This window comes from Phenylobacterium sp. (assembly GCF_024508875.1).
Classification (GTDB): domain Bacteria; phylum Pseudomonadota; class Alphaproteobacteria; order Caulobacterales; family Caulobacteraceae; genus Phenylobacterium.
Genome location: NZ_JANINU010000325.1, coordinates 1 through 1,595 on the forward strand (window position 1 = coordinate 1; position 1,595 = coordinate 1,595).

The following is a 1,595-nucleotide window of genomic DNA, read 5'->3' on the forward strand; positions in this document are numbered from 1 at the left end:
CGAGGCCGATCAGGCTGATCATGCGGCCGTCCATGGCGATCAGGCCGCGGATGAAGCTCTTGGCGGTCTCGGAGGCGACGTCGGGCGTCGGCTGGATCACGTCATCGGTGACCGTCAGGATGTCGCTCACCGCATCGACCAGCAGGCCCACCACCTGTTCGCCGATCTGGGCGACGATGATGACGTTGCGGTCGCTGGCCTCGGTGCTCTCGAAGCCCAGGCGCGAGGCCAGGTCCACGATCGGCAGCACCGCGCCGCGCAGGTTGATGACGCCCTTCACGAAGGAGGGGGACTGGGGCAGGGCCGTCGCCGCCGTCCAGCCGCGGATCTCGCGGATGGCCATGATGTCGACGCAGAATTCCTGGGCGCCGATGCGGAACGAGATCAGTTCCTTCATGCCGCCCGCCTGGTTCTGCCCGTTTTGGGAGATGACTTGGTTCATGTTCAGCTCGCCTTGCGCATGTCGCCGCGGGAAACGGTGACGATGGTGTCGATGTCGAGGATGAGGGCCACGCGGCCGTCGCCGAGGATGGTGGCGGCGGCGACGCCCGGCACCTGCCGGTAGTTCGCTTCGAGCGACTTGATGACCACCTGGCGCTGGCCCTGGATCGCGTCGACCAGCAGGGCCGCGCGGGCGCCGCCTTCGCCTTCGATCAGCAGCGCCACGCCCTGCGTCGCTTCCAGCGGGTCGCGGCGGTAGCCGAGGGCCATGCCCACGTCGATCAGGGGCACGAAGCCGCCGCGGATCGCGATCACCCGGGCGTGGCCGCCCAGGCTGTGGACGTCTTCGGCCTTGGGCTGCAGCGTCTCGACGATCGCCGTGATTGGGGCGACCAGCGTCTGGCCATGGGCCGAGACCACCATGCCGTCGAGGACGGCCAGGGTCAGCGGCAGGCTCATGGTGAAGGTCGAGCCCTTGCCGGGCTTGGAGGTGATGTTGATCCGGCCGCCCAGGGCCTGGATCGAGCGGCGGACGACGTCCATGCCGACCCCGCGGCCCGAGATGTCGGAGACCTCGGCGGCCGTGGAGAAGCCCGGCATGAAGATGAGGTTGTCGATCTCCTCGTCCGAGAGCGTGGCCTCGGCCGAGATCAGGCCCTTCTCGATGGCGATGCCCTTGACGCGCTCGCGGTTGATGCCGCCGCCGTCGTCGGACACCTCGATCACGATGCGGCCCGAACGGTGGAAGGCGGCCAGCTTCACGACGCCTTCGGCCGGCTTGCCGGCGGCGGCGCGCTTCTCCGGGCTTTCCAGGCCGTGGTCGATCGCGTTGCGGATCATGTGCGTCAGCGGGTCGGCCAGGCGCTCGATCACGGTCTTGTCGACCTCGGTGCCTTCGCCCTCGGTGACCAGGCGGACCGGCTTGCCGACCATCGCGCCCACTTCGCGCACCAGACGCGGCATGCGCTGGAAGACGGACTTCACGGGCTGGGCCCGGATGGCCATCACGCTGTCCTGGATCTCGCGGGTCAGTTGCTCCAGCTCGTCCAGGCCCATGGCGACGGCGCTGGCGCGGGCCAGGCCCGCCTCCATCACGCGCTGGGCCAGCACGGCCTGGTTGATGACCAGCTCGCCGACCAGGTCGATCAGGCGAT

Annotated in this window: 2 protein-coding genes; both read right to left on the minus strand. The window is 69.2% G+C overall.

The genetic code is table 11. From position 1 onward, the window contains the following. A partial coding sequence (locus tag Q0L11_RS21190) for a chemotaxis protein CheW (protein WP_296599916.1) occupies positions 1-397 on the minus strand: 397 nt, incomplete at its 3' end. Positions 398-444: 47 nt separating this feature from the next. Beyond that, a partial coding sequence (locus Q0L11_RS21195; protein WP_296599914.1) for a chemotaxis protein CheA occupies positions 445-1,595 on the minus strand: 1,151 nt, incomplete at its 5' end.